This is a genomic window from Arthrobacter sp. K4-10C (genome assembly GCF_059090085.1).
Genome location: NZ_JBNHFI010000006.1, coordinates 38,070 through 58,886, shown reverse-complemented (window position 1 = coordinate 58,886; position 20,817 = coordinate 38,070). Strand labels below are relative to the sequence as shown.

Sequence of the window (20,817 nt, the reverse complement as noted above, 5' to 3'; positions counted from 1 at the left end):
CTGGAATTTCCAGGACCGGCCGTTCTTTGTGTTGGGTTACTTCGTGCTGAAGGCTGCGTCGAAAGCCGCTGCCGAGGGCTCGTAGCTGGAACGCCGGCGCACGAATTCGAGCGCTTCGGGGGCGCCGTCCAGGCGGTCCATGCCGGCGTCCTCCCACTCCACCGAGAGCGGGCCGGGGTAGTTGATGGAATTCAGCATGCGGAAGGCATCCTCCCACGGCACGTCGCCGTGGCCGGTGGAGATGAAGTCCCAGCCTCGGCGCGGGTCAGCCCAGGCCAGGTGGGAGGAGAGCCGGCCATTGCGGCCGTTGGCCAGCCGTTTCTTCGTGTCCTTGCAGTGCACGTGGTAGATGCGGTCCTTGAAGTCCCAGAGGAATCCCACGGGGTCGATGTCCTGCCACACCATGTGGCTCGGGTCCCAGTTCAGCCCAAAGGCCTCGCGGTGTCCGATCGCTTCCAGGGCGCGGTGGGTGGTCCAGTAGTCGTAGGCAATCTCGGACGGGTGCACCTCGTGCGCGAACCGGACGCCCACCTCGTCAAACACGTCAAGGATGGGGTTCCACCGGTCCGCAAAATCCTGGTACCCGGCGTCGACCATTTTTTCGGAGGCGGGCGGGAACATCGCCACATACTTCCAGATGGACGAACCCGTGAACCCGGTCACCGTCTTCACACCGAGCTTGGCGGCGAGCCGGGCCGTGTTCTTCATTTCCTCGGCGGCGCGGCGGCGCACCCCTTCAGGGTCGCCGTCGCCCCACACAGCATCCGGCAGGATGCCGCGGTGCCGTTCATCGATGGGGTCGTCGCAGACGGCCTGGCCCTTGAGGTGGTTGGCGATGGTCCACACCTTGAGGCCGTAGCGTTCCAGAATGTCGAGTTTTCCCTGCACGTAGGCGTCGTCGTCCCAGCGCCAAGGGTCCAGGTGGTCACCCCAGCAGGCGATTTCCAGCCCGTCGTAGCCCCACTCGCCGGCGAGCCGGGCCACCTCCTCGAATGGCAGGTCGGCCCACTGGCCAGTGAACAAGGTAATCGGTCGTGCCATGTGTTTCCCCTCCTACGAAACCTGCGCCGGGACGTCGGCGGCAACGCGTGTCCAGGCGGAATCATTCTCGGAACTGCGCTCGACGGCGTCGAGCACCCGCTGCACCCACAGCCCGTCAGCGAACGTGGGATGCGGGTCACTGCCGCCCACAATGCCCTCCACGAGATCCTTGACCTGGTGCGAGAACCCGTGCTCGTAGCCGAGCATGTGGCCTGCCGGCCACCATCCGGAGACATAGGGATGCTCCGCCTCGGTCACCAGGATCTGTCGGAAGCCCTGGCGGTCAGCGGGTACCGTACGGTCGTAGAACTGGACGCTGTTGAGGTCCTCCAGGTCAAACGCCAAGGCGCCCTTGTCGCCCGAGACCTCGATCTGCAGTGCGTTCTTCCGCCCGGTGGCGAAGCGTGAGGCCTCAAAGGAGGCCAGTGCCCCGGATTCGAAGCGTCCGGTGAAGATGGCTATATCGTCCACGGTCACCATGCCCTTGCCCACACCGGCGGTGCCGGAAAGGCCGGACCCGGAATCAAGAAGGGGACGCTCCTTCACGATGGTGTCGATGACGCCGGAAACCTTCTCCAGGCTCAGCCCTGTCACGAACTGGGCCAGGTCGATGGCATGGGCGCCGATGTCCCCAAGCGCGCCGGAACCGGCGTGCTCCTTCTGCAGGCGCCAGGCCAGCGGCATGTCCGGATCCACCAGCCAGTCCTGCCGGTATGAGGCGCGCACCTGGTTGATGGTCCCCACGGCGCCTTCGGCGATCAGGTTTCTCAGGAACGTCACCGCCGGGACCCGGCGGTACGTGAAACCGACCATCGCCCGGATTCCTTTTGCGGCTGCCCGCGCGGCAGCTTCGGCCATCGCTTCGGCCTCGGCGACCGTATTCGCCAGCGGCTTTTCGCACAGGACATGCTTCCCGGCTTCCAGCGCCGCGATCGCGATCTCGGCGTGGGAGTCACCGGGGGTGACAATGTCGACGACGTCGATATCGTCCCGGGCGATCACTTCCCGCCAGTCAGTGGCTGACTCGGCCCAGCCCCACTTACCGGCGGCGGCAGCCACCGCTTCGGCAGTCCGGCCGACAATGACCGCCATTTCCGGTTCGGCCGGCAGGTCGAAGACCCGGGGCGCCGTGCGCCAGCCCTGGGAATGGGCTGCCCCCATGAAGCCATAACCGATCATGGCCACGCGCAGGGTTGTCATGCGAGCACTACTTTGCGTTCAACAGCCACCCGGTTCCCCACGTAGCGCATCGGTGCGATCTGCATGTACAGCAGGCGGAGGGTGAGGATGACTTCGACGTCAATTTCCTCGCCGGCGTCGGGCACGCGGTCCAGCGGGATGATCACATCCGGCTTGTCAGCGACGAACCACAGGGTTTCCCATTGCTCGGGCAGCTCCTCGATGGTGTAGGACTTGCCCTGCAGTTCGAAGCGGAGGGCTTCCCTGGGGATGGCCACGCCGTTGACTGTGGCCGCAACATCGTCCACGGCGGACAACCAAAGGCTGCGGTACCAGGGCAGTTGCACGGACACCGAAATGCCCTCGGGGTGCCTGCGGACGTCGGCGTCCTGGAACAGGGAGTTGTGGGTTGCCATGATTAGTCCTTACTCAAAGGTCTCAACGAATGTCTGGTGGGGTACCGGCGGCTGGGGCTCCAGCGTCTGCCTGGCCGACGGATTGTAGGGGTGGTACTCACTGGGGACGGGCTCGTCCGCGGGTGGCATGAACACCGGCTTGCCGTCGTCGCCGAAGTACATCAGGTCCAGGGCGAAGGCATGCTGGTTCTTTTCGGCGAAGCTGATCCAGTTTTCCTCAAACGGCGCCCGCAGGAGCTCGTAGCAGCGGAACTTCCAGATCTTCCATTCCCCGTCCTGGCGCAGGAAATCCACGGCGTACTTGCACCACACCCAGTGGGCCCAGACCTTCTTGCCCTGCACCTCCCCCGGCGAGTACATGTAGTCCGGGCTGTCCTTCGCCACTTCCGGGTCGGTCAGGCCGGACTCGTTGCCGGTCATGATCCACACGCCCTTGGCTGTGGTGCCGTCGGCTGCCACCTCGATAACCGGCGTGGTGGTGTAGTGCAGGATCAGCTTGCCCTCGGGCCGCGGACGGCCCTGGTGGTAACGGATGACGCTGTCGTAATCCGTGTACTGGCCGGCGTTGGTGTACCTGGCCCGGATGCCGGGAGTACCCGGTTTCACCCACAGCGGGATAATCTGTTCGTCCTCGAATGCGTTGTGCAGGTACATGTAGCGGCTGAACAGGTTCTCGATGTCACCGCGGTCGTTGGCCCGGCGGGCCAGTTTCAGGGCCTCGGCGAGTTCGCCCCGGAGGCGTTCCACCTCGGCCATGAGTTCGGTATCGATGGCAGACACTGGACCTCCCCTAAGCCGGTATGACGGCTTCTTCGATGGCCCGCCGCATAAGAGAGTGCTGCTTCTTGACCAGGTGGATGGGATCGGATTCGCCCAAATCGGCGAAGGCGTGTCCTTCCCACTCGCTGGAGAGGAAGCCCTGGTAGCCCCCCTTGACGAACTGGCGCACAATGCGCGGGATATCCATGGCGGGCTCGTTGCCATTCTCGTCGATGTCGTAGAACTTGGCGTGCACGTGGAACATCTGGGGCATGATGTCCAGCCACTCCTCCGGCGGAACCAGCCCATGCATGTTGAATGCGAGCCGCGTGAATGGACCCAGCCGGGCTGGATCGAAGTTGTTCTCCCTCAGGTAGTCCTCGAACTCCTGGTTACGCTCCTGCATGGGCAGCGGCTTGCGCCAGATGTCCTGCATGACCGCGAAGTGCTCCTCGGGCAGACCCATCTGGGTCAGTGTGCGGAAGAGGGTGGGGGAAAGGCTGTGCATGGTGGAGCTGAAGTCGGCAGTGAAGCCGAGCCGGTCGCTGCCGAGCTCCTCATACATCTCGCGGATCTGCAGGATCTTGGGATCGTTCGGTCCCTGCGGGGCGTGGATTTCGTAGCCGAGCTTCTGGTCGTACTTCTCGGCCAGGGGCAGCAGCCGGCGGAGCAGTTCCTTGCCGGCGGACCGAATGACGATTTTGTTGAAGCCCAGCGTGTTGGCGGTCTTCAGCTGCCGTGCGAAGAAGTCGTACTCCTCATCCGGAGTCATATCCCGGTCCTTGCGGCGGCCCATGTCCAGGTTGGTGCCCACGGCACTGGGGGTCAGGCCGTAGCGGTCCATGCTGTCACGCCACAGGCGGACGAAGTCCTCGTCCACATCGGGGTAGGTGCGCAGCATCTGGGCGATGTTGAACTCGACGCCGGGGCCGAGGCCTTCATCCGCGACGGCCTTGATGAGGGTCTCCGGGGTGTAGAGCCCGGCGGCGAACTCGGAGGTGAGCGAATAGAGGGTGATGCCAAGCTCGATGCCCGAGCCTGCGATGCCTTCTGACATGTCTTTGATTCCTTTTGTTTCAGCCGCGGACGGGCTGGGCGAGGTGGCTGCTGAGGATGCGGCGGGCTTCCGAAGCGTCGGTGATCATGGCGGAACCGGCGTTTGCAGCGGCTGCACGCTGGACGGCCTGCTCCCCGCGGATGATGTCGAACGGGTCCTGCCAGTTGTTCCAGTGCCAGCCTTCGTATTCGCTGGAGATGGCACCGTTGTAGCCGTTCTCCACGAGTTGCCGGACCAGGTCACGCACCGGCACTGAGGGCTCTTCGCCATTCTCATCGATGCCGAAGAACTTGCCGTGCACGTGACGGACCCACGGCATGATTTCCTGCCAGGTGTCCAGAGGTGCAGGACCGAACAGGCCCGTTCCGTTGATGGCGAAGTCGATGCCGAGGTCCGGCCGGCCGTTGCGGGCTGCCAGGCCGATGAAGGCGCCGAAGCGCTCACCGTGGATCTTCTGGGTGTTCGGAGGTCCTTCCGCGTAGAAACCGTTCCACAGGTCAACCACCTGGCGGAGAAGTTCCTCGGAAGCACCGCGGCGCCGGTAGGCCTCAAGCAGCGAGGGGGCAAAGCCTGTGACGGTGGCGCCCCAGTCGGCGGTAAAGCCCAGCAGCGGGGAGTCCAGCTTCTCGTAACGGTCGCGCAGGGCCAGGACGCGTTCGTGGGCGCCGTGCTGGTCCGCATGGACTTCGAGGGCCAGGGTGACGCCGTACTTCTCGGCCACGGGCAGCAGGCTTTCCATGGCGTCGGGTGTCAGCGAGATCTGCACGCGTGCAATCGGGAAGCCGAGCCGGGCTGCCACCTCGATCTGCTTGCGCATGTACTCGACCAGCTCGTCATGGTTCATGAGCCGGTCGCGGCGGATGCCGGTGTCCACGTTGACTGCGAGGGACGTGGGGACCAGATCCACCTCGGCCACCAGGTCGCGGAAGTGCCCCACGAAGGTATCGTCAATACGGTCCGGGAAGCCGCGGAAGCTGGAGAATCCAATGACCTCAAGCCCCGGGCCGAAACCCTCGGCCGCTACCTTGCGGATCAGGCCATCGAGGTCGTACTGGCGGGCGTGGAAGGCACGGGTGAAGCTGTAAAGGGTGACGCCCTGGATCGGCGTGCCGAGGCTGGTCATCGCTGTGCCACCTTCATGGTCTTGGTGTCGTGCTCTTCGATGTGCAACACGCCGTGGTCGGTGATGATGTAGGGGATGTAGAGCTTCAGGTCCACCCGGACCTCGTGCTCTGCCCGGCCGTCCCAGACGGGAAGATCGCCTGAAAGGACGGCCGAGTCCAGCGGGTACCACCACTCGCCGGTCTCGTCCACGAGTTCTTCAAAGGTGAACGTCCGGTTGTTCATAGTCCAACGCAGTGAGTCCTCGGGTGCGGCCACACCGTCCACTGTCAGTGCCGCGCCGGCAATGCACGAACCCGGAAGGGCGCGGTACCAGGGGATGCGGACTTCGACGGCGGTGCGGCCGTCCTGGGTGGTGAGTGTTCCTTGCTCGATAATGCGGTCGGCGATCATCGAGACCTCCTTGTCTGCGGCGTGCCTTGCCTGGGATTGAACGAAAGGGCGGCCTTGCACCACTTCTTCATTATTTACTCATTCTATTGTCTGATTCAGACATAAGTAAAGAGCTAGTGAGTTGGTCGACGATTTTGCGGGCACCGCGCACGGCGAGCGCTACCGCGGTCAGGGTGGGATTGCATGCCGTGGCGGTGGGAATGACGCCATTGCCGGCCACGAAGAGACCTGGAACCTGCCACACCTGGCTGTCGGGGGAACAGACGCTGCCGCCATCGTCCGCCGCACCCATCCGAGTTGTGCCCTGGTAGTGCAGCGATGCTCCGGGGGGCATCACAAAAGGGCGTTCGTCGAGCGGTTCGCCCACGGCCCTCCCCAAGCGAACGATTTCCTTTTTCGCCCGCTCCAGGACCTCGTGATCCCGCTCCGTGAAGCGGTAATGAATGCGCATGGCGGGCATCCCGTACGAGTCACGGGCGTCGTCGTCGAACGCCACCCGGTCTTCCCGCTGAAGGTCCTTGGCGCAGAACAGGCCCAGCCCGACGATGGATCCCGGCACAACCGGGTCATCCTCGGCCAGCGGAACCGGGGAAGCATCCAGCTGCATGATCTGGCCATGGAAGGGCGCTTCGTCCGTGTAGGGAACCCACGCCACCCCGCTTTGCTCACTGAGCGCACCGTCAGCGGCATGTGGCACATGTTCCGCCGAGACGCCGCGCAGCCTGCTCGCGAAGACCACCTGCGCCTGGTCGTTGAGGTAGCGGCCAAGGGCGTCCGGCCGGATGCCGGAGGCCCAGAGCAGCTGCGGGGTGCGCAGCGCGTCTCCACCCACCACAACATAACGGGCGGCCACCAGGTGGGTCGCGCCGCTGCGGCGGTCCTGGACTTCGACGCCGGCGGCAACGCCGTCCTCCACCAGGACACGCGTCACCAGCGACTCATCAAACAATTCGAACTGGGGGTTGCCCCGGGTGACGTCCCCCATCACGACGTCGGAGCCTGACCAGACCAGGCCGCCGTCCTCCCGCCGGTGCACGGCAAGCGGCATGGGCTGGACGCGGAACGCAGGGTCGCGGCCATCGTCCACGGCCGCCGACAGGCGCTTGATGACCAGGTCCGAGAAGGGTGCGGCGTCGAAGGCATGCGTGGTGACCCCCAGCAGGCGGTCGGCCTCGCCAAGAAGCTGCTCCAGGTCCGGCAGGAACGGAATGCGCTCCTTGCCGCCCGGGCGGGGGCACGCCGCAGTCCAGTGCGCGGCCATGCCGCCCACGTTGCTGGACATGGCGGCGACGGGCATCCCGTCTTCCCCCGGAAAGGCATAGCCTTCCGGCAGCAGGTACGTGCCGGCCCGGGCCCTGCGCTCTCCGCTCTTGACGGCTCCGGGAGAGTTCACGGTTGCGGCGCCGGCCCCCGGGCCTTCGGAGGCACGCTGCGCCAGGCCGCGGAGTTCAGGATCCTCGATGTTCCTGACGTGCGCGCCGGGCGGATTGCTCACGGTGGGGCCGACTTCGAACATGGCGATCGTGGCGCCGGGGGCCTCCTCGCTCAGGATCCGAGCGTAGGCCGATGCCGTGGGCCCGCTGCCAACGATGGCAACGTCCACGGAGGCCGGATACCGCTGACCGCTCACCGCCCCGCCACCAGTTCCTGAATGCGCCGGAGGGACTTTGCCGAGTCAATGGTCGGGTAGTACTCCAGCCCGATGGGGCCCGTGTAGCCGCTGCTCCGCAGGTCGGAGAGCCGGGCAGGCCAGTCGATGGAGCCTGAGCCGGGCTCCCCGCGCCCCGGAGCATCGGCAATCTGTACGTACTTGATGAGGTCACCGGCGTTGGCCAGTTCAACCACCACGTCCTCGCCTTCCACAGTGGAGTGGTAAAGGTCGTAGAGGACGCCGAAGTCCGGCGAGTTGACCCCCTTGGCCACGTATACGGCTTCGGCGGTCCGGTCCAGCAGGGCGCCCGGGTGGTCCACCCGGATGTTCACCGGTTCCAGGACGAGCGTGATTCCCGAGCCCGCGATGTGGGCGACCCCCTTGGTGAAGATCTCGATCAGTTCGTCCAGCTGGTCCTGCCGCTTGCGGCCGCCGAAACCGGTGCCGCTGCCCACCACGATCCGCGGGCAGCCCAGCTGCCGGGCCACCTCGACGCCGGCGTCCAGTCCTGTGTAGAACGGCGCGTGGTCCTTGGGCGGGATCATGAACTGCATCCGCGGCTCTGCCAACTGGGCGGTGAGCTGGACTCCGGTTTCCTCAAGGGCTTCCTTGAGGGCAGGAATGTCCTTGCCCGTGGGGCCCCACATTTCGACGGCGTCGAAGCCGGCGGCTGCGGCGGCACGGACCCGGTCGGCGGCGCTGTCGCCGGCTTCGGCGAACAAAAGGTCGATGTTGGGCGCAAGCTGGTACATGCGGGGTCTCCTGAATGTTGAGGGTGGTGAGCTGGAATGGGGGCAGCGGCGGGGCTGACTGCACCGGTTTTTGGGTGTGGGGCATCGCCGCGAGGCGTTTGGTCGCTTTGCGGTTGTTAGGTGCCGTGCAGGTCAGCCTTTCAGGCCGCCGGAGAAGCCCTGGATGAAGCGCTTCTGCGCGAACAGGAACAGGGCCAGGATGGGAACCATGGACACGATCACGATGGCGAAGATCGAGTTCCACTGCGAGACCAGGGAGCCGATGTAGTAGTACATGGCGACCGGCAGCGTCTGGTTGGCGGAGCCGCCCAGGAAGATCAGCGAGGTGAAGAAGTCATTCCACACGATGAGCCCGGCGAAGATGGTGACCGTTCCCGTGGCGGGGGCCATCATGGGCAGCACCACCTTGGAGAAGATCTGGGTCCTGCTGGCACCGTCGATGGTGGCTGCTTCCTCATAATCGGTTCCCAGTCCGCGGAAGAAGTTGGAGTAGAGGAAGATCGACAACGGCAGGAGCATGCCGGTGTACAGGACGATCAGGCCCCAGGCGGATCCTGTCAGCCCGATGGCGCGTGCACCCATGTAGAGCGGCACGGCGCCCAGCTGGCCGGGGAGGATGATGGCGACCAGGAAAAGGTAGTACGCGCCTTTGCTCCAGCGGCGGGTGCTCCGTGAGATGACGTATCCGGTGATGGAGCCGAGCGCGATCAGCCCGATGATGCTGCCCGTGGTGATGATGGCGCTGTTCACGAGCCCCATAACGACGTTGGAGTTGCCGGTAGCCGTCAGGACATCCACGAAGTTGCTGAAATCCGGACTCTTCGGCAGGGCCAGGGGTGACGTTGTGTACATCTCACTGTCCGGCTTCAGGGCCGTGGTCACCAGAAAGTAGAAGGGGGCGAGGAACATCAATGCCAGTGCCCAGAGGCCGACTTCGCGGAGCAGTGTGAGTTTCGTGTATCGGAACATTGTTAGTCCTCGGGGTTCGATCGCGTCAGCCGCTGCTGGATTACGGCGAAGAACAGGATGATGACGGCGAGCACCAGGGCAAGGGCGGCGCCGCCGCCGAAGTTGCCGAGCGCAAAGGCCTGCTTGTAGACCTGGGTGGCAAGCGTTTCGGTTGCCCCCGATGGTCCTCCTCCGGTCAAGGCCATGATGGGGTCGAAGACCCGGAGGCCCTGGACGATCCCGAGGGTGGTGGCAATGGCGACGGCGGGGCGGATGGCCGGGAGCGTGACGTTCCGGAAGCGCTGCCACAGGTTGGCGCCGTCAATCGCGGCGGCCTCTTCGACTTCCACGGGGACGCCGGCCAGACCCGCCATAAAGATGACCATGGCAAAACCGGTGGTACCCCAGACAAGTACCACGAGCACGGTCCAGATGGCCCATTGCGGATCAGCCAGCCAGGGCTTTGCGAGGTCGCCTGCTCCTATCGAGGCGAGGAAGACATTGATGGGGCCCTCGAAGTCGAAAATGTACTTCCAGATGTAGGCCGTGGCCAGGGGGCTGAGCACCACGGGCATGAAGAAGAGTGTGCGGAGGATGTACCGCGTTTTTAGGACCCGGTTCAGGCCAAGGGCGATGACGAGCCCTGCAACGTTGCCGAGGAAAACGGAGCCGAAAGCCAGGAAGAGGGTGTTGGAGAGGGCCCCGAGCTTCGTGGGGTCCTTGAAGATGGCCTCAAAGTTTGCCCAGCCCGTGATCTGGAACGAGCCGATGCCCGTCCAGTTGGTAAAGGCGAAGAACCCGCCGATTCCGGTTGCCACGTAGTGGATCGCGAAGACAAGGGCAATCCCGGGCAGGGCCCACCACCAGTGTCCGAACTCCAGGCCCCGGCCCCGGGGGCGGGCGTTCTGGCCCGCCCCCGGAGTGCGCCTGCCTCGCCGGGGTGCTTCAGCTGCTTCACTTTTGGGTTGCATCGTGGCAGTCATGGTAATCCTTGCTTGTCCCTTTGAGTCGTCGGAACCCGGGTGGTGTGAAACTGTCACTGTCCCCAGGCTGCGTCCATGGCCTGCAGGACCTGGTCAGGTGTCTTCTGGCCGGTGATGAGGCCCTGGACGCCTGTAGCGAGTGCGTCGTACACCGAGGAGTTGGGCCACTGGCTGTTCGGCAGGGGACCGTACTTTCCGTCCTTGATCAGGTTGCCGACGTTCTTGTAGGCACCGGCGTCGAAGTCGTAGCTGTCCAGGCCGGTAACCGGCAGGGCGCCATCGATTTCCGCGAAGGCCTTGGTCTGCTCTGGCTCGGCGGCCCAGTCGAGGAATGCCTTGGCTGCTTCCTTGTTCTTGGATGCGGCGTTGATGGAGAAGGCGTAGTTCGCGCTGGCGTAGACGAAGGCGTCGCCCGAGTTCTCGGCCGGGAGTGCGCGCACATTGAATTCAGCGTCGGCAGCGGCGGACTTCAGCTGCTTCCAGCTGGGGCCGGGAATAAACCCGGCAACCGATGTTCCGCTGGCGAGACCCTTGGTGATGGCATCAAAGCCGGCACCTGCGGCGCCTTTCTGGAAACAGCCTGCCTCGTTCAGCGTGACCACTGCCTCGAGGGATGACTTCCAGCCCTCGGAGTCAGCGAACGTGGTTTCCTTGGCAGCGCGCTTTTCGTTCCACTTCGGGTCCTCGGCATAGACACGCGACGCTGCGAGCGACATCGCCATCAGGCCGGTGTTGGGAGCGGCAGAGCCGGCGAGCGCGATAAGCGACTTGCCTGATGATTCCAGCGTTTTGCACTGTTCCTCAAGCGCGGAGAAGTCTGCGGGGAAGTCGGAAATGCCGGCCGCTTTAGCAGCGGTTTCATTGGCAACCAGGCCAACTACCGTGATTTCGGGAGCCTGTCCGTAGACCTTGCCGTCGGTTCCGAACAGTGCTTCGCTGCCCTCGGGAACCAGTTCCTTGGCGGCGTCATCGAGCGGATCCAGGAAACCTGCCTGGACTAGCGGCAGGATACTGCGCCCGGTGCCCGATCCGGGCGAGGTCACCACGACGTCGGAGGCGTTGCCGGCCTGGAGCTGCGTCCGCAGGGTCTGGTCGTAGGAATCGTTGGGCTGGGGGTTGAACGTGATCTTTACGTTCGGGTTCGCTTCCATGTACTTCTCACCCAAGACCTGGAAGGGGCTTTCGATGGTGTTGGACGTAGCGAACGACAGGGAAAACTCCTGCGAGCCTCCTGAGGAGGAGTTGCTGCCGGTGGGTGCCGAGCAGCCCGTAAGGATGAGGGCGGCGATCGTGGGGACGGCGAGGGCGCCGACCTTCAGGCCCGAATAGCGACTGTGCTGTGACATGTCCAGCCTTTCTGACTTCGTTGTCGAAAAATCCGGGAGCCGTGACCCCGGTCACTCATCAGTATGCAGGAGATGTGTAGAAAAAGCACATAAGTCTTGCCGATGCCAGACATAAGTTTCACGGGGGTCTGCTTAAGCACGCATCAAGGCTTGTGATAGGCACCGTGAAAAGTATCGACGCCGCTGATACACTTGGACAACGAAGTTCACTGTTGAAAGAACGCGGCGCCGTGACGAATCATGTCCTGCTTTCCCGGCTCGACCTCAACCTGCTGATATCGCTCGATGCCCTCATAACCGAGCGGAGCGTGACCAGGGCGGCCGAGCGCCTGCATCTGAGTCAGCCTGCGCTGAGCGCTTCGCTTGCGCGGCTCCGGTCCCACTTCGGGGACCCTATCCTGGCCCGCCGCGGCAACGCCTACGAGCTCACACCTTTCGCCCTCCGGCTGGCAGAACACACCACCACAGCGCTGGAGGCGGCCCGTCGGGTCTTCGAGAGCCAGGCATCGTGGGAGCCCAGCGAGTCCGAGCGGGAGTTCTCCATCTACGGCTCGGACTACGGGTTCACCACCGTTGGGCGTGTGGTTTCCGAGCTTGCGGCTGAACGCGCCCCGGGTGTCCGGTTCCGGTTCATGCTCCACAATCCGATGGTGGTGGAAGATGCCGCCAACCGCCTTCGTTCCGTGGACGGTATGGTGATCCCCCACGGCTTCCTGTCCGGGCTGCCCTACCTGGACCTCTGGCGGGACGGCTGGGTCGCCGTCGTCTCCTCCTCAAACGAGGCGGTGGGCGAAAAAATCACTATGGAGAACATTGCAGAACTGCCGTGGGTGATGACCTATCAGACGCGGTCGGCGTCTACCTCAGCGGAACGCCAGATCATGCAGCTGGGCGTGGAGCCGCGGGTGGACGTTGTGGTGGAAAGCTTCCAGTCGCTGCCGCACTTTGTGGTGGGCACCAACCGGATCGCGCTCATCCAGGCTGCGCTGGTGCCGTTCGCGCTGCGTGTCGGCGGGGTGCGGATCCTGCCGCTCCCCTTCGATGCCACGCCGCTGGTAAATGCCCTGTGGTGGCACCCGGTGCACAACCGCGATTCAGAGCATGAGTGGATGCGGGCACTATTCCAGGAGGCTGCCACCATCATCGCAGCGGCTGCGGACAAGGAGGCCCCGTAACGCCTGGGGCGCTTGAATGCCGGGGTGCCCGGCCGGATGGACCGGCGGGCACCCAAGCATTGGGATGACAGGGTCAGGCTGATGCCAGCGCAGACCTCATGCTCTTGCGGATGAGATCATGCTGCTGGCGCACCAGCAGCAGCGGGTCCACCTCGCCGAGCTCGGCGAAGGCATGGCCCTCCCACTCGCTGGACCAGTAGCCGCGGTACCCGCCCTCCACGAAGACCCGGACCAGTTCCGGATAGTCGATGGCCGGCTCGTTTCCTTGCTCATCGATGTCATAGAACTTTGCGTGGACGTGCATGATCTGGGGCATAATGTCAGCCCACTCTTTCGGGCTGACATGGCCGTGCATGTTGAATGCCAGGTGCGCGAAGGAACCAAGGCGGGCGGGATCGAAGTCCCGCCCCCGGAGGTAGCCGATAAACTCCTCCTGACGAGCCCGCATCGGGGCGTCGGTGGCCCAGACGGCCTGCAGCTTTTGAATTGCTTCGTCGTCGAGCCCGGCGCGGCGGACGGCCCTCAGGAGGGTCGGAGACATGCTGTGCATCGTGGAGGAGAAGTCCGCCACGAAGCCCAGCAGCGGCGAATCAAGCTCCGCGTACACGTCACGGACCTTCATGATCTCGGGCGAGTTGGGGCCCAGCGGTGCGTGGATCTCGTACGCAAGCTTGAGCTCGAGGTTCTCGGCGAGCGGCAGTAGCCGGCGCAGCAGTTCCGGCTTGGCGCTCTGGATGCGGACCAGCGGGAAACCGAGTTTTTTGGCGCCGTGGAATAGCGTCTCGGTGAACTCGTATTCCTCATCCGGGGTCATGTCCCGGTCGCGGCGCCGGCCCATGTCCAGGTTTGCACCAAATGAGCTTGCGGTGAATCCGTGTTGGTCGAAGGCCTCCTGCCAGGACCGGGCGAAGGCATCCGTCACGTTCGGATAGGTGGGAAGAACCTGGGAGGCGACGATCTCAATGCCCGGGCCGATGCCCAGTTCCGCAACGCGGTTCAGCAGGCCGTCGAAGTCGTACCACCCTGCGCGGAATTCGGCGCTGGCGGAGTACAGGGTGAGCCCCAGCGAGAACGGATCGTCCTCCGCCTTTGGCGGAGGCGGCGCTACCCCCGTCACCAGTGCCGGGGCAGCGGCGGCTTCGTCCGTGACGGTCAGTTCCAGCGTTTGGTTGACGAAGTTGGGGACATACATCCCGGGGCCACCGTCCTGGCCCGGGGATATCTGCATGTAGGGCAGGCGCAGTTCACCAATGAGCTGGATGGTGTACTGCTCGCCCAGGGCAACAGGGGTTTCCCGCTTGGCGATAAGCAGGGGGTGCTCCTGGAGGTACCAGAGGGTCTCGCTTTGCGCCGGCAGGTCGGGAAGGGGATAGCGGACGCCGCCCAGCTCAAGGCGGAGTTCCTCTGTGGGAACCTCCGCGCCGTCAATCATGAGCTTCAGACTGGAGACGGAGGAGAGCCACAGGCTCCGGTACCAGGGAAGGGTCAGGGCCAGCGCGAGGCCCTCAGGGTGGGCGCGGAGGCTTGAGTGGTCAAGGAGTCCGTTTGGCATGATCATTCTCTCTGCTGGGAGGATGGGATGGTTCAGGGAAGTTCGGAGCTGATGCGGCGGATCAGGGCGTGCTGGCGCCGCACCTGTTCGATGGCCCGCCAGGGCGTGCGTTCGCCTTCGTACTCGCTGGAGAGGTAGCCGGTGTAGCCGGCGTTTTTGAGGGCCCTGAGCACCGGCAGCCAGGGAATCTGCTGGTCCTCGAGTTGCTCGTTGATGTCGTGGAACTTGGCCTGGATGAACACCACGTACTGGGCAACATCCGCGAAGTCGGCGGGGTCGACGCCGATGCCGTCAAGGAAAGAAGGCCGGGTTTCGCGGGTCTCGCCTTCGCGCAGCGGGATGGGCCGGTCCTGGAAGATTCCGGTATCGATGAGCAGGCCGAAGTTCTTGGTTCCGGTCCGTTCGATGAGGCTGATGTAGTCCTCGACGACGGGGTGCTTGATGGGCGTGGGTGAATGGATCTCGGGGCAGATGATGATCCCCAGCTCGTGGGCCAGGTCAAGGGAGCGCTCCACCGATTCAGTCCAGATGGGGTCCGGCACCAGGTCGCTGGACACCACTCCGATCTTGGGGCGCACAAAGCCGAAGCCCAGCCGGTGGGCCAGCCGCAGGTCGCGCTGCAGTGCCTCTGCACCCTCGGCAGCCGTCATGCTCCGGCCCGGGTGGAGCCGGGTATCGATCCAGGATCCGTAGTTCGTTGGCTCCAGGGAGTACTTCTCGAGCAGGCCGTACCAGTTGTCGATCCAGGCCGCAGAGGGCTCCGGATAACCTGGAACGTGGCCCTCACCGAGGATCTCGACGCCGGTAGCGCCCACATCGGCAATGGACGCCAGCGCGGTTTCCAGGTCCATTACGGTGCCGTAGTCACCCATGTAGCTGTAAAGGGAAACGCCATAGCGGAAGGTGCGGTCCCCGCCCTCCGGCGCAAGGGTTACCGACCGGCTGACACGGTGAATTGTGGGCTGGTGCTCGACGGGGATGTAGGACATGCGCAGCCGTAACTCGATAGTGAGCTCGTGCACACCCTGCGGAAGGCCGCCGTCGTAAGGAACCGTGACCACGGCAGCCTCCTCGAGGGGCCAACGGACGCCATCGCTCTCCCAAAGCTGCTGCAGCGTGAAGGTCCTCCCGCCGAAGGCCCACAGCGGAACGTCCGGCCCGACGTCGACAAGGTTGCCTACCCGGACGGCAATGCCGTCAATGAGGGACGCGGCCATGCCGCGGTAGGACGGCATCCGGACCCGGAACTGGAAGCCGGTCACGTGCCCGCCCTCCGTGACATTACGGAAGCCGGCGGACTGAATGAGGTCTCTTTCGAGAAGCATCATTGCTCACTCTCTTTAGGTACAAAACGATCGTAGCATTGCTTATGTCTATTTAGTACTAAAGTCGGTAGACTTTCGCCCTAACTTCGAACTAGAGAAGAGGCATTGCATGGCCGACGTGTTGAACGCACTCATCCTCTCCGGGCATATGACCCGCGAGCACGACAACGAGTCCCGCAGCTTCCGGGCCCACAACCAGTGGCTTACCACCCTGCTGGAGGACACCGGACGGTTCCGCGTCCGCGTCGTTGAGGACCCGCGCGGGCTCGGGGCGACCGTTATCGACAAATACGACGTCGTCATCATCGTGTTCGAGGGCCGCGACGGGTACCACGAAAAGGCGGTGGGTTTCGGCGCTGAAACCGACGCCGCCCTGCTGAAATTTGTTCACGACGGCGGAAAAGGCATCGTCTGGTTCCACGGCTCGGCCGTGCAAGAGGACGACTGGGGCTACCCCGAGGAATACAACATCATGCGGGGCGCGAAGCTCAGCGTGGCCACCGGGCTGCGTCCCCGCCCGTGGGGCGAGGCCGTGCTGCAGACCGCGGAGCCCCGGCACCCCATCACCGCGGGCATCAGCGAAACTTGGACGGTAACCGGTGACGACATCCTGACCGGCGTGGAACTCTACGACGGAGCGGAGGTACTTCTTTCCGTGTATGACGATCTCGAATCGTACGAAAATGCCCCCGTGTGGCCGATGTCCCATTATCCGGTGGCCATCCCCGCCGAGGGCCTAAGCGGCCTCCCCGGCATCAACACGCCGCAGCCCCTGGCGTGGATCAACAACTACGGCAGCGGCCGCAGCTTCACCATCACCATCGGGCATGACATCGACACCTTCCGGCGAATCGAGTTCATCCGGATGTTCCCCCGCGGGGTCGAGTGGGCGGCCACGGGGAAGGTCACGCTCGAAGGGCCTGACCGCCGTGGTGAACGCCGCTTTCTTCCGTGGCCGTACTACAACCAGGAGGGGTAGCGGCGGATCGGGCCCTAGCTCACGGCATCAGTCCCGAAAGCTCCGTTCATCTCAGCCCGCGTGGGCGGATTCGCTCCAGGGCGGGAGACGGTCACGGCGGCTGCCCGGGCAGCATGTTCGAGGAGCTCCCCCAACCCCTCGGCGGGCAGTTCGCGGAGTTCTTTGCGGTTCTGGGCACCGTCCAGGCCGCGGTCCACGATGCCGGACAGCAGCGCTGCCATAAAGGAATCCCCCGCGCCTACGGTGTCCGCCACGTCCACCTTGGGGGCCGGGCACTCCGCCTCGCCGGCCGCGGTGATGCCCCACGGCCCGGCCGCGCCGCGGGTGACCACCACCATCGCCGGCCTTTCGGTCCTGCCGAGGGTCATCCATCGCCGGGCCGATTCCAGCACGTCCTCGCCCGGGTACAGCCAGGCCAGGTCCTCATCCGAGGCCTTGACCACGTCCGCCAGGGAGACGAACTTCTCCGCGTGCCGGCGGGCGTAGTCCACGTCCGTGATGATGCTGGGCCGGCAGTTGGGGTCGAAGCTGATGGTGGCGGATGGGTGTGCGTATTCGACGGCGGCAAGGACGTCAGTGGCCCCGGGCGCCAGCATCGTGGCGATGGAACCGGTGTGCAGCAGGGTGGTGCCCTGCAGCATGAAGCCCAGCCGGTCCGCGATGCCGGGAAGTTCCCAGGCGAGGTCGAACGTGTGGGTGGCGGCGCCGTCGTCGTCGATCAGGGCGGTGGCCACGCTCGTGGGCAGGTCGTCCGGGCCCATCGGAAGCATCACTGAGCTGGCCCGGAGGTGGGCGGCGACGGAATCGCCGTATGCGTCCCGCCCATAGCGGCCAATGAACTGCACCGGGTGGTCCAGACGGGCCAGGCCCACCGCGACGTTGAGGGGGCTGCCGCCTACGTGGGCTTCCACTCCGGAGGCGCGCTGGACTACGTCGACGAGGCCTTCGCCTATAACAGTGAGCATGGTCATACTCTGCCAGAGAAGCGGCTGTGCCAGCAGTCTGCGTCAGCGCAGCAGCTTCGCAACCAAGTCCCGGCATGTGCGGTAAGCCCCCGCCGCTGGGTCGATCAGCGCGAAGTGGCTGCCGGTGACATTGATTAGCAGTGGAGGCACCGGCCCGGAGCTGCCCGCCTCCACGTACGCGGCCGACATGGCCCGCGGGACATCGTCGTCATCCTCCGCGTGGACAGCGTAGACGGGAACGTCCAGCGGCAGCGCCGCCAGCGGGTCTGCGTACCGGTGCCGGCCGGGAAATTTCGACGACGGCCCGTCCAGCAGGTTGGCCACCGCGCCGTTGCTGAGGTGGAGCCTTTCCGCCCCGGCAAGGTCCAGGACGCCCGACTGGCTCACCACGCCGGTGAGGCGGACGCCGTCGTCGTCGTTTGCCCGGACCTCCCGGTCCTCTTCGGGAAGACCCAGGGAACCCAGCCGGTTCCGTCCCGCCGCCCACACCGCCAGGTGCCCGCCGGCTGAGTGGCCCAGTGCCACCACCTTCCCGAGGTCCAGCGCGTGAGTTGCGGCGAGGCCCCGGAGCCTGTCGATCCCGGACAGGACGTCCTGGAACGTGCCCGGCCAGCCGCCGCCATTGCCGGCCCGCCGGTACTCCAGGTTCCATGCGGCCACACCGTACTCCGCCAGGTCCTGGGCAAGCGGTTCGCCCAATTCCGCGCCGTAGTGCGAGCGCCAGTAGCCGCCGTGGATGACGACCACCACACCCCGATCCCCGGTTCCTGCGGGCAGCTCGGGCAGGAACAGCTCGCCCCACTGGCTGGGGTCCGGGCCGTATCCGTAGCGGTGGCGCGAAATCATGTGCTGAGACTACAGCGAGCGCCCCCCCGCCGAGCCCTTGCCCGGTCATGCCGCGCGTGGTTAGCTGGGGGTCCAGCCGGCACATCCTTGGGGGGAACCATGAGCCAGTTCCGGGCGTCGTCCTTATACGCGCGGACGCTTCTCGCGGGAATCATTTCGGGGGCGGTGGCTGTAATTACCCTGTTGTCCTCGAACTGGTTTATGCAGGCTGTTGGAGTGGGGGCGCTCAACAGCGGAAACCTTGCGGCGATGTTCTCCGCCCAGCTTTACGGATTTGTCACCATGGCATCGCTGCCGTTCTCCGCCGCCCTCATCTCTGCCGCGCTCGTGATGCGGTACCTGGATCAGAGGCTGGCCGGCCTTGGCACCCAGGCCGGGCCCGCCCAGCCCCTTGGACACGAAGGCGCGGCGGAGGCCCGCGGCGAGTGACGACGTCGTGCCCGTTTGGCCGGGCACCTTTGTGGGCACGTTGCTGTCATGAATGCCCCTGAAACGGTCACCACCCACGGCTCAACAGTTGACGAATGGACGCTCGCCCTTGCCGAGTCCACAGGTTCCCCGGGCGGCGGGGCCGGGACCGGAGTCATGCTGGCCATCGCGGCGTCCCTGACATCGATGGTGGCGGGCTACTCCGGAAAGCAGGACGACGACGGCAAGGTCGCCTTGATCAGGGAACGGGCCCTGTCGCTCCGCCAGGAGGCTTTGAAGTTGGCCGACGACGATTCCACTGCGTCCCAGGCCTTCGGTGCCGCGTTCCGGCTTGACCCTGGACCGGACCGGGACGAAGCCATCCGGAGCGCCTCGGTGGACGCCGCAAAAGCATCTGCCGTCCTCGGCGAACGCGCCATTGAAGCCATCGACGACCTCGCCTGGCTGGCGGACAACGGGAACCCGGCGCTGGTTGCCGACGTCGTCGTCGCATTCGGCGCGCTGCGGGCGGCCGTGGCCGGAGCCCGCACCAACGTCAGCTTTGACCTGGGGTCGCTGCGGTCAGCCGGGACCTCGCTGGAGGATGTCCGCAATCAGCACCCTGGCTTGTGGTCCAATGTGGAACGGCTGAGCGCCGCCCTTGACCGGATCGATGGCCTGGCCGCCCGGATTGATGACCGGGCCGCCCCCACCGATAGCGCCTGATGCACGGGTTCCGTTCCCGAACTGCCTGTGCCTGGCCTGCGCATTCCTGCTCCCTGTCCCACCCCAGCCCTAAGCTGGGACCATGCCGAGTAACTGGGAAAGCCTGGACGCGCCGCTGCGTGAGTCCGTGCAGCACAATGTGGAAATCTACGAGCGCGTCCGCCCCGCCTTGAAGCTGGTCACCAAGGATGTCCTGCTGATCATGCGGGACATGCTGAAGGACACCGAGGTAACTCCGCTCTTCGTTACCGGCCGCACCAAAACGGTGGAGTCCTTCAAGGAGAAGATTTCCCGGACGGAGGAACCGCTGGAGCCGGGCGGGCCCCGCGTGCTGAAGTTCCCGGACCCGTTCCGCACACTCAATGACATGGTGGGCATTCGCGTCATCACCAGGCTGCCGGCCGAAAACGCCACTGTGGCCAACCTGATCAAGCGGCAGCGCCAGCTTTTCGACTGCCGGGGCGACCGCGAGAAGGACATCGGCTCCATCGAATCGGGCACGTATGGGTACTCCAGCCGGCACCTGATCCTGCGCACCATCCAGAACGAGGCGGTCAAGGAGTACCAGCAGGTCTTTAACCCGGACCTTGCGCCAAACGGCAGCTACTTCTTCGAGTGCCAGATCCGCACTATCTTTGCGCACGCCTGGAGCGAGATCGAGCACGATATCCGTTTCAAGGCCGAGGACCCCCGGGCCTGGACGCCGCACTTCGACCGCCAGTTCACCGCCACCGCTGCAATGCTGGAGACAGTCGAGACGGCCTTCGCTGACCTGCACGAACGCTATGAGGAGGTCCGCAGCTTCTGGGACATGGAGGGCGAGGGCGCGGCGCCGCTGACCCCCAACCGGATCCGTGATGTCTGGCGCACCCTGCTCCCCCACGTCGACCGCAAGGTTGACGATGACTGGGGATGGGCCGCCGAGCTCCTGGCCGCGCATGGCCTCAACCAGACCATGCAGCTGGCAGGACTGCTCAGCGCCAACCGCATCACAGAGGTCCGCAAGGCCCTGGACCACCGCTACTCCCCCGGCCCCGACCGCCTCCTCGACGACCTCCTGCTCTGGCAGTACGGGACCAAGCACATCGACCTCACGGCGGAAGCGCCCGACGTCGTCCCCCACCCCCGGCGCGACAGCCTCCTGCGGCGGCTAAAACAGATCGAGCGGTACCGGCTGACGAAGAAGTAGCAGTC

At 65.0% G+C, this 20,817-nt stretch carries 21 protein-coding genes; 5 read left to right on the top strand and 16 right to left on the bottom strand.

What is annotated here, in order from left to right; genetic code table 11:
• Positions 1-36 precede the first annotated feature (36 nt).
• From AC5RUU_RS09595 to AC5RUU_RS09540, 12 genes are all read right to left on the bottom strand, one after another.
• On the bottom strand, positions 37-1,041 hold the full coding sequence (locus tag AC5RUU_RS09595) for a sugar phosphate isomerase/epimerase family protein (RefSeq protein ID WP_493974976.1): 1,005 nt from the start codon (positions 1,039-1,041) through the stop codon (positions 37-39).
• A gap of 12 nt (positions 1,042-1,053) precedes the next feature.
• Positions 1,054-2,241, bottom strand: a complete 1,188-nt coding sequence (locus AC5RUU_RS09590; RefSeq protein WP_493974975.1) for a Gfo/Idh/MocA family protein — start codon at positions 2,239-2,241, stop codon at positions 1,054-1,056.
• Positions 2,238-2,636, bottom strand: a complete 399-nt coding sequence (locus AC5RUU_RS09585; RefSeq protein WP_493974974.1) for a C-glycoside deglycosidase beta subunit domain-containing protein — start codon at positions 2,634-2,636, stop codon at positions 2,238-2,240. Before AC5RUU_RS09585 ends, AC5RUU_RS09590 begins: the two co-directional genes overlap by 4 nt.
• A gap of 9 nt (positions 2,637-2,645) precedes the next feature.
• Positions 2,646-3,416, bottom strand: a complete 771-nt coding sequence (locus tag AC5RUU_RS09580) for a nuclear transport factor 2 family protein (protein ID WP_493974973.1) — start codon at positions 3,414-3,416, stop codon at positions 2,646-2,648.
• A gap of 10 nt (positions 3,417-3,426) precedes the next feature.
• On the bottom strand, positions 3,427-4,452 hold the full coding sequence (locus AC5RUU_RS09575; protein WP_493974972.1) for a sugar phosphate isomerase/epimerase family protein: 1,026 nt from the start codon (positions 4,450-4,452) through the stop codon (positions 3,427-3,429).
• A gap of 19 nt (positions 4,453-4,471) precedes the next feature.
• Positions 4,472-5,575, bottom strand: a complete 1,104-nt coding sequence (locus tag AC5RUU_RS09570) for a sugar phosphate isomerase/epimerase family protein (RefSeq protein WP_493974971.1) — start codon at positions 5,573-5,575, stop codon at positions 4,472-4,474.
• A complete protein-coding gene (locus AC5RUU_RS09565) occupies positions 5,572-5,967 on the bottom strand; it encodes a C-glycoside deglycosidase beta subunit domain-containing protein (RefSeq protein ID WP_493974970.1) in 396 nt (131 codons plus the stop codon). The genes AC5RUU_RS09570 and AC5RUU_RS09565 overlap by 4 nt, the downstream gene beginning before the upstream one ends.
• Before the next feature lie 70 nt (positions 5,968-6,037).
• Entirely contained in the window at positions 6,038-7,597 is a 1,560-nt protein-coding gene (gene carA / locus AC5RUU_RS09560) for a c-glycoside 3-oxidase CarA (RefSeq protein ID WP_493974969.1), read from the bottom strand.
• The gene (locus AC5RUU_RS09555) at positions 7,594-8,370 is read right to left on the bottom strand and encodes a TIM barrel protein (RefSeq protein ID WP_493974968.1); all 777 of its coding nucleotides are present in this window, start codon (positions 8,368-8,370) and stop codon (positions 7,594-7,596) included. Before AC5RUU_RS09555 ends, carA begins: the two co-directional genes overlap by 4 nt.
• 132 nt (positions 8,371-8,502) lie before the next feature.
• Positions 8,503-9,339, bottom strand: coding sequence for a carbohydrate ABC transporter permease (locus AC5RUU_RS09550; protein WP_493974967.1), 837 nt, complete (start codon positions 9,337-9,339; stop codon positions 8,503-8,505).
• 2 nt (positions 9,340-9,341) lie between these two features.
• On the bottom strand, positions 9,342-10,301 hold the full coding sequence (locus AC5RUU_RS09545) for a carbohydrate ABC transporter permease (RefSeq protein ID WP_493974966.1): 960 nt from the start codon (positions 10,299-10,301) through the stop codon (positions 9,342-9,344).
• Positions 10,302-10,354: 53 nt separating this feature from the next.
• Complete coding sequence (locus AC5RUU_RS09540) at positions 10,355-11,647, bottom strand: ABC transporter substrate-binding protein (RefSeq protein WP_493974965.1); 1,293 nt, start codon at positions 11,645-11,647, stop codon at positions 10,355-10,357.
• Positions 11,648-11,877: 230 nt separating this feature from the next.
• On the opposite strand from AC5RUU_RS09540, the gene AC5RUU_RS09535 reads away from it, so the two are divergent.
• Positions 11,878-12,822: a LysR family transcriptional regulator gene (locus tag AC5RUU_RS09535; protein ID WP_493974964.1), complete on the top strand. Its 945-nt coding sequence runs from the start codon at positions 11,878-11,880 to the stop codon at positions 12,820-12,822.
• Between the two features lie 73 nt (positions 12,823-12,895).
• On the opposite strand, the gene AC5RUU_RS09530 is transcribed toward AC5RUU_RS09535, so the two are convergent.
• Positions 12,896-14,374, bottom strand: a complete 1,479-nt coding sequence (locus AC5RUU_RS09530) for a sugar phosphate isomerase/epimerase family protein (protein WP_493974963.1) — start codon at positions 14,372-14,374, stop codon at positions 12,896-12,898.
• 32 nt (positions 14,375-14,406) lie between these two features.
• Complete coding sequence (locus AC5RUU_RS09525) at positions 14,407-15,699, bottom strand: C-glycoside deglycosidase beta subunit domain-containing protein (RefSeq protein WP_493975208.1); 1,293 nt, start codon at positions 15,697-15,699, stop codon at positions 14,407-14,409.
• Positions 15,700-15,808: 109 nt separating this feature from the next.
• Here AC5RUU_RS09525 and AC5RUU_RS09520 point away from each other — a divergent pair, with 109 nt between their 5' ends.
• Positions 15,809-16,678, top strand: coding sequence for a ThuA domain-containing protein (locus AC5RUU_RS09520; RefSeq protein WP_493974962.1), 870 nt, complete (start codon positions 15,809-15,811; stop codon positions 16,676-16,678).
• Positions 16,679-16,692: 14 nt separating this feature from the next.
• Here the strand turns inward: AC5RUU_RS09520 and AC5RUU_RS09515 are convergent, their stop codons facing one another.
• Complete coding sequence (locus AC5RUU_RS09515; protein ID WP_493974961.1) at positions 16,693-17,643, bottom strand: carbohydrate kinase family protein; 951 nt, start codon at positions 17,641-17,643, stop codon at positions 16,693-16,695.
• Between the two features lie 42 nt (positions 17,644-17,685).
• The gene (locus AC5RUU_RS09510; RefSeq protein ID WP_493974960.1) at positions 17,686-18,489 is read right to left on the bottom strand and encodes an alpha/beta hydrolase; all 804 of its coding nucleotides are present in this window, start codon (positions 18,487-18,489) and stop codon (positions 17,686-17,688) included.
• Positions 18,490-18,588: 99 nt separating this feature from the next.
• On the opposite strand from AC5RUU_RS09510, the gene AC5RUU_RS09505 reads away from it, so the two are divergent.
• The 3 genes from AC5RUU_RS09505 (at position 18,589) to AC5RUU_RS09495 (ending at position 20,812) form a co-directional block, all read left to right on the top strand.
• Positions 18,589-18,918 carry a hypothetical protein gene (locus AC5RUU_RS09505; protein ID WP_493974959.1) on the top strand — a complete coding sequence of 110 codons (330 nt, stop codon included), beginning with the start codon at positions 18,589-18,591 and terminating at the stop codon, positions 18,916-18,918.
• A 48-nt stretch (positions 18,919-18,966) separates the two neighbouring features.
• Entirely contained in the window at positions 18,967-19,623 is a 657-nt protein-coding gene (locus tag AC5RUU_RS09500) for a cyclodeaminase/cyclohydrolase family protein (protein ID WP_493974958.1), read from the top strand.
• Positions 19,624-19,705: 82 nt separating this feature from the next.
• A complete protein-coding gene (locus AC5RUU_RS09495) occupies positions 19,706-20,812 on the top strand; it encodes a GTP pyrophosphokinase (RefSeq protein ID WP_493974957.1) in 1,107 nt (368 codons plus the stop codon).
• Positions 20,813-20,817 lie beyond the last annotated feature (5 nt).

What these genes read in the sequence shown, in the direction of transcription:
- AC5RUU_RS09595 (WP_493974976.1), bottom strand. Translation starts at nt 1,041, where the DNA reads ATGGCACGACCGATTACCTTGTTCACTGGCCAGTGGGCCGACCTGCCA.
- AC5RUU_RS09590 (WP_493974975.1), bottom strand. Translation starts at nt 2,241, where the DNA reads ATGACAACCCTGCGCGTGGCCATGATCGGTTATGGCTTCATGGGGGCA.
- AC5RUU_RS09585 (WP_493974974.1), bottom strand. Translation starts at nt 2,636, where the DNA reads ATGGCAACCCACAACTCCCTGTTCCAGGACGCCGACGTCCGCAGGCAC.
- AC5RUU_RS09575 (WP_493974972.1), bottom strand. Translation starts at nt 4,452, where the DNA reads ATGTCAGAAGGCATCGCAGGCTCGGGCATCGAGCTTGGCATCACCCTC.
- AC5RUU_RS09570 (WP_493974971.1), bottom strand. Translation starts at nt 5,575, where the DNA reads ATGACCAGCCTCGGCACGCCGATCCAGGGCGTCACCCTTTACAGCTTC.
- AC5RUU_RS09565 (WP_493974970.1), bottom strand. Translation starts at nt 5,967, where the DNA reads ATGATCGCCGACCGCATTATCGAGCAAGGAACACTCACCACCCAGGAC.
- AC5RUU_RS09555 (WP_493974968.1), bottom strand. Translation starts at nt 8,370, where the DNA reads ATGTACCAGCTTGCGCCCAACATCGACCTTTTGTTCGCCGAAGCCGGC.
- AC5RUU_RS09550 (WP_493974967.1), bottom strand. Translation starts at nt 9,339, where the DNA reads ATGTTCCGATACACGAAACTCACACTGCTCCGCGAAGTCGGCCTCTGG.
- AC5RUU_RS09545 (WP_493974966.1), bottom strand. Translation starts at nt 10,301, where the DNA reads ATGACTGCCACGATGCAACCCAAAAGTGAAGCAGCTGAAGCACCCCGG.
- AC5RUU_RS09540 (WP_493974965.1), bottom strand. Translation starts at nt 11,647, where the DNA reads ATGTCACAGCACAGTCGCTATTCGGGCCTGAAGGTCGGCGCCCTCGCC.
- AC5RUU_RS09530 (WP_493974963.1), bottom strand. Translation starts at nt 14,374, where the DNA reads ATGCCAAACGGACTCCTTGACCACTCAAGCCTCCGCGCCCACCCTGAG.
- AC5RUU_RS09525 (WP_493975208.1), bottom strand. Translation starts at nt 15,699, where the DNA reads ATGCTTCTCGAAAGAGACCTCATTCAGTCCGCCGGCTTCCGTAATGTC.
- AC5RUU_RS09520 (WP_493974962.1), top strand. Translation starts at nt 15,809, where the DNA reads ATGGCCGACGTGTTGAACGCACTCATCCTCTCCGGGCATATGACCCGC.
- AC5RUU_RS09515 (WP_493974961.1), bottom strand. Translation starts at nt 17,643, where the DNA reads ATGCTCACTGTTATAGGCGAAGGCCTCGTCGACGTAGTCCAGCGCGCC.
- AC5RUU_RS09510 (WP_493974960.1), bottom strand. Translation starts at nt 18,489, where the DNA reads ATGATTTCGCGCCACCGCTACGGATACGGCCCGGACCCCAGCCAGTGG.
- AC5RUU_RS09505 (WP_493974959.1), top strand. Translation starts at nt 18,589, where the DNA reads ATGAGCCAGTTCCGGGCGTCGTCCTTATACGCGCGGACGCTTCTCGCG.
- AC5RUU_RS09500 (WP_493974958.1), top strand. Translation starts at nt 18,967, where the DNA reads ATGAATGCCCCTGAAACGGTCACCACCCACGGCTCAACAGTTGACGAA.
- AC5RUU_RS09495 (WP_493974957.1), top strand. Translation starts at nt 19,706, where the DNA reads ATGCCGAGTAACTGGGAAAGCCTGGACGCGCCGCTGCGTGAGTCCGTG.